Origin of the sequence: Kitasatospora sp. NPDC057692 (genome assembly GCF_042799475.1) — a bacterium.
In the GTDB taxonomy this organism is placed as follows: domain Bacteria; phylum Actinomycetota; class Actinomycetes; order Streptomycetales; family Streptomycetaceae; genus Kitasatospora.
Window position 1 is genome coordinate 1 of record NZ_JBHVIV010000180.1, and the last position, 4,870, is coordinate 4,870.

5 protein-coding genes and 1 pseudogene are annotated in these 4,870 nt (G+C 74.0%); 3 read left to right on the forward strand and 3 right to left on the reverse strand.

Going from position 1 to position 4,870, the window contains the following annotated elements; translation table 11 throughout:
- The first annotated feature begins 140 nt into the window (after window positions 1-140).
- On the forward strand, window positions 141-830 hold the full coding sequence (locus tag ACFVFS_RS40530; RefSeq protein ID WP_380630134.1) for a hypothetical protein: 690 nt from the start codon (window positions 141-143) through the stop codon (window positions 828-830).
- Window positions 831-859: 29 nt separating this feature from the next.
- On the opposite strand, the gene ACFVFS_RS40535 is transcribed toward ACFVFS_RS40530, so the two are convergent.
- The 3 genes from ACFVFS_RS40535 to ACFVFS_RS40545 all read right to left on the reverse strand — a co-directional run bounded on the left by ACFVFS_RS40535 (window position 860) and on the right by ACFVFS_RS40545 (window position 3,693).
- Window positions 860-2,083, reverse strand: coding sequence for a hypothetical protein (locus tag ACFVFS_RS40535; RefSeq protein WP_380630135.1), 1,224 nt, complete (start codon window positions 2,081-2,083; stop codon window positions 860-862).
- A 173-nt stretch (window positions 2,084-2,256) separates the two neighbouring features.
- A complete protein-coding gene (locus ACFVFS_RS40540; protein ID WP_380630136.1) occupies window positions 2,257-3,015 on the reverse strand; it encodes a lysophospholipid acyltransferase family protein in 759 nt (252 codons plus the stop codon).
- 252 nt (window positions 3,016-3,267) lie between these two features.
- Complete coding sequence (locus ACFVFS_RS40545) at window positions 3,268-3,693, reverse strand: DUF4395 domain-containing protein (protein ID WP_380630137.1); 426 nt, start codon at window positions 3,691-3,693, stop codon at window positions 3,268-3,270.
- Window positions 3,694-3,960: 267 nt separating this feature from the next.
- Between ACFVFS_RS40545 and ACFVFS_RS40550 the strand changes: the two genes are divergently transcribed.
- A complete protein-coding gene (locus ACFVFS_RS40550) occupies window positions 3,961-4,374 on the forward strand; it encodes a TlpA family protein disulfide reductase (protein ID WP_380630138.1) in 414 nt (137 codons plus the stop codon).
- Window positions 4,375-4,774: 400 nt separating this feature from the next.
- Window positions 4,775-4,870: pseudogene (locus tag ACFVFS_RS40555) on the forward strand (electron transfer flavoprotein subunit beta); the annotation flags it as partial.

Genomic DNA, 4,870 nt, shown 5'->3' on the forward strand with positions numbered 1-4,870 from the left:
GTACTGCAGGGGGGACCCTGTGGGAGAGTAGGACGCCGCCGAACAATCTTTGTGGAGAACCCCCGCCGGGGATACCGGCGGGGGTTCTTTGCGTTCGGGGCCCTCTGGTGGTGACGGCTCGTCAGTTCTACTCTGGCGCCGTGATGAAGCGAACCGGAATTCGTAAGGGCGCGGCGGTGCTCGGGACGGCCACGGCGTTGGTAGTGGCGCTGTCGGCCTGCGGCAGCGACGGTGACGGGAAGAGCCAGGACGCGAAGTCGCCCGTGGGGTGGTACCGGACGGCCGACGACCTCTGCAAGGAGATCGGTCGCGCCGGTCTGCCGGGGAACGAGAGCGACGGTCGGGCCTCGGACGGGCCGGCGGATTCGGCCGACGAGGAGGAGTGGCGCTCGTGCCGGGTGGAGAGCACCGGCGGTGAGCGCGACGAGTACTGGCAGCTGGACCTGGACGCCCGCACCTACGACAAGAAGGAGGTCGCGTTCGGGTGGTACCAGGCGGGCCTTCACAATGCCCAGTCGCCCACGGAGACCCTTTCCCCGGATGCCCGCCGGCGGTTCGAGGAGACGGCTTCGACGGGCGAGGCCGGCTACCGCGCCGTCGTGCGGGACGAGAAGCGGAAGGACGTGGTCTGGAAGGGCGCGTTCGTCGACGGGAACCTGATCGTCCGGCTGCAACTGGAGTGCTATGCGGGCAGCACCGCCGACACGGAGGCCGTGAACGCGGTGAACACCTGTGAGAAGCAGGCCCGTTCGATGGGCGAGGAGCTGATGAAGCGGGTGCAGTCGAAGCTCCGGGTGGGCGATCTGACGGCTCGGCCGACGCCCTCCTGAGCAGGCGCCGGCCGAGCCGCCGTTCGGTGTCAGCTCTCCGGCTGGGCGGTGCCCCAGTTGGGACGGCTCTCCCCGAGGCCGGGGGTGTCGGTGATCCGGGCGGCGCCGGAGCCGTCGGCACGCATGGTGTAGAGCTCGGAGGTTCCGTCGGCGGGGGCCTGGGCGAAGGCGATCGCGGTGCCGTCGGGGGAGTAGGAAGCGACGCCGTAGGTGACGTCGGACGGGCCGGGGGTGAGCGCCTCGACGGCGGTGCCGTCGGGGTGGACGGTGTAGATGCCGCCGCCGGGGGCGTTGTCGGACCCGGCGGGGTAGGTGGTGAAGACGATGCGGCTGCCGTCGGGGGACCAGTTGGCGCGGTCGCCGGCCCGCAGTTCCCACGGGGTGAGGCGGCGCAGGCCGGTGCCGTCGGCGTTGACCAGGTAGAGCGCGCGGCTGTTGGCGGGCTGGCCGGTGGCGCTGGTCCGGTAGGAGAAGACGAGCTGCTTGCCGTCGGGGGCCCAGGCCGGGTCGGTGACGATGCCGGAGTACGGGGTGTCGTTGGTCAGGAAGGTGATCCGCTGGGCGGTGGTCCCGTCGGGGGCGATCACATAGAGGTCGCTGTACTGGACCTGCTCGGTCGTCGGGTCCGAGCTGCCCCAGGTCCGGGTGAAGGCGAGCTGTCTGCCGTCGGGGGACCAGGCGGGCGTGGTCTCCGCCTCGTTGAGGCAGTCGTCGGTGCCGGCCTCGCAGAGCGAGCCCAGCTGACGGGCGTTCTGCCCGTCGGCGCTCGCGGTCCAGATCCGGCCGGGGGAGTCGCCGCCGGTGCGGTCGAAGGCGAGCGTGGTGCCGTCGGGGGACCAGGAGGGGTGGTCGTCGCGGGTCCGGTCGGTCGGCTGGGTGAGTTGGCGGCGCGCCTTGCCGTCTGCGGTGACGGAGAAGATCGCGCTGGTGAGGCGGTCCTGGTCGAGGAAGACCCGGGCGGCGATGAGGCCGTTGCGGGCCGGCGGGGCGGTGGGGGTGGCCGCGGCGGCGCCGACCACGCCGGCGGTGGTGTCGGCGACGGCCGGTTCCACGGTGGGGGTGGGCGTGGGGGTGGGGGATTCGGCGCGGATCTCGCTGAGCGGGATCTCGCCGGGCTGGGCGCCGCAGCCGGTGAGCAGGGTCCCGGCAAGCAGGAGGCCCGCACCGGCGCGATGGCGGGTGCGGGCCGTGGCGGGGGTGGTGCGGTGGATGGTGGGAGTGGTCCCCGAGAGCCGTGTCCGTGTGCGGGTCATCCGCGTCTCATCTCCGTCTCCGATCCGTCCGGCGAGGCCGGGCGCGAGCCCCCCGAAGGAGCTGTCACTGTGTCAGATCGGAGGAAGGGGGACGGGCCGACACGCGACGGTCCGCGTCCGCTCGGGGACGGGGAGTCATCCGTTCGCGGGGCGCGCGGCCGGGCCGGGCCCGGTCAGTCGCGGGCGGCGCGGCGTTCGGCCTCCGCCTCGTCCTCGGCCTCGGCGACCTCCAGGGTGGGCGCGCTGCCGCCGAGCTGGGCCGGCAGCCACCAGCTGTCGTCGGGGCCGGAGGGCTTGCCGGGGTACTCGCGCTGGGCCCGGTCGAGCATCTCGGACATCGCGGCGCGCAGGCGGCGGGTGACCATGACGGGCTTGTCCTCGGGCGTCAGCACGATCGGTTCGCCGATCATGATGGTGACCGGGACGTGCCGCTTGGTGAGGGTCTTCGGGCGGCCCTTGGTCCAGAGCTGCTGGGTGCCCCAGAGGACCACCGGGAGCAGCGGGGCGCCGGAGTCGGCGGCCATCCGGGCGGCGCCGGTCTTGAACTTCTTCAACATGAAGGAGCGGCTGATGGTGGCCTCGGGGAAGACGCCGACCACCTCGCCGGCCCGCAGGGCGCGGACGGCGGCCTCGTAGGCGGGCTGGCCGTCGGTGCGGTCGACCGGGATGTGCTTCATGCCGCGCATCAGCGGGCCGGAGACGGCGTGCTTGAAGACGTCGTCCTTGGCCATGAAGCGGGTCTTGCGCTTGCCGCCGCGGTAGGCGCCGAGGCCGGCGAAGAGGAAGTCGAGGTAGCTGATGTGGTTGCTCACCAGCACCGCCCCGCCCTTGGCGGGGATGTGTTCGGCGCCGACGATCCTGATGCGCACGTCGAGTGCGCGGAAGACGGTCAGCGCGGCGCCGATCACCGGCGGGTACACGAGCTCTGCCACGGTCAGTCCTGACTTCGACGGGCCTGGCGGCCCGGTACGGCGGGTACCCGCGTGCCGTAGGTGGGGGCCGACCGGGGGCACGGCACACCGCGGCGGCCACGGGCGATACACGACGATGATCCCCCGAACGGGTGCCCGCTGTCACCTGAGCCGTCCCGTTGGGCGGGATCCGGCGGTGTGACGTGCGTGATGAGCCCGGGCGGGAACTTTTCCCACCCGGGCGTCCGGTCGGTTTCTTGTCCGTCGGGGCGGTCAGGCGGTCAGTCCGGCCCTGCTGCGGGCGCGGTGGACCAGGAGGTACAGCTCGCAGCCGAGGCAGTAGCCGAACGCGGCGTTGAGGAAGGCGGCGGCCAGCGCGAACCCGGTGGCGAGCAGGCCGAGCCAGCCGATCCCGGTGAGGAGGCCGACGGTGCCGACGGCGGCGAAGACCAGGCCGACGCCCTGGGCGAACCGGGGCGGTCGTTCGTCCTCGGTCTCGGCGGGCGGCGCCAGCCGGGGGCGGACCAGGGTGCGGTAGAGCCGGCCGTAGGGGGATCGGTGCAGCCCGCCGAATGCGCCGAGGGCGAAGACGAGGGCCTGGGCGGCGAGCAGGACGCCGCTGCCGGTGAGCAGGACGGCGATCAGGACGAGGGTGGTGAGGGCGGCGGCGAAGCGCGGCCCGCGGGGGTCGATCTGCACGGGGACTCCGGGGCGTGGGGGGTGACGGGGCGCGCGGCGGAAGGCGGCGACGGGCGCCCGGGACGGCCGGGGGTGCGCGTCAGCGACAGCGCGAGGCCGTGGCCCGGCACAGGTCGACCACCCGGCGGGTGGTCAGGAGCGGCTGTGCGGGGCGGTCGGAGTCCACGGGGCGATCGTACGCGGGCCCGCGCGCCCCGGTCGAGGGGGGTGTCGGGCCGAGGGACCCCGGGGCCGGGGCCCCGTTGCGGGGCGGAGCAGACTGGGGGGATGACCGGATGGGTGGTGTGTGTTGTCGCGCTCGTGGCCGCGAGCGCGTTCGGGCTGCTGCGGGCGAAGCGTGACGGGAGGCTGCGGGTGCGGGCGAAGGACGGGGCGGTGCGGCTGTCGGCGGCGGAGCTGGGGGAGCCGCTCGGGGCGCGGGCGACGCTGGTGCAGTTCTCCACCGCGTTCTGCCAGCCGTGCCGGGCCACTCGGCGGGTGCTGGCCGAGGTGGCGGGGATGGTGGACGGCGTGGCGCACGTCGAGCTGGACGCCGAGGAGCGGCTCGAACTGGTCCGGCGGCTGGACGTGGTGCGGACGCCGACCGTGCTGGTGCTGGACGCCGGCGGCCGGGTGGTGCGGCGGGCGGCCGGGCAGCCGCGGAGGGCGGATGTGATCGCGGCGCTGGGCGCGGCGGTCTGAGCTCCCGGGCGGGCCGGGCCTCCGGGCGGGCCGGGGCGCCGGGGTGCGGGCGGGGCGCGCGGGGTGCTCCCGAGGTGGGTCCGGTGGCGGAAGGGCAGCCCCGTCGGGTGGAGTCGGAGGTGGGCTGGGGCAGGATGGCTCTGACGGCGGCGCGGCCGTCCCGCGGTCCGCACCGGACCGGAGGTCTCCCCGGGGCTGCCGAGGGGGCCCGCGGGCGGCCCGGCCGGGACCGCGCGGCGTAAGCTACTGGTGAGTAGTGACCGTCGTGCTACTGGCGGGTATGCTGCCAGGAAGTTCCGGACCGGCACGGGAAACGCGCTGCCGGGAGGGGGCGCGAGCCGTGTTCGCGCCCACTTGCACAGCCGCAGCCGCCGGACGAGACCAGTACAGGAGACAGGCCGTGAGCTTGAGGATCGTTGTCTGTGTGAAGTACGTGCCGGATGCGACGGGTGACCGTCGTTTCTCGGACGATCACACCACCGACCGGGAGGGCGTG

What these genes read in the sequence shown, in the direction of transcription:
- ACFVFS_RS40535 (WP_380630135.1), bottom strand. Translation starts at nt 2,083, where the DNA reads ATGACCCGCACACGGACACGGCTCTCGGGGACCACTCCCACCATCCAC.
- ACFVFS_RS40550 (WP_380630138.1), top strand. Translation starts at nt 3,961, where the DNA reads ATGACCGGATGGGTGGTGTGTGTTGTCGCGCTCGTGGCCGCGAGCGCG.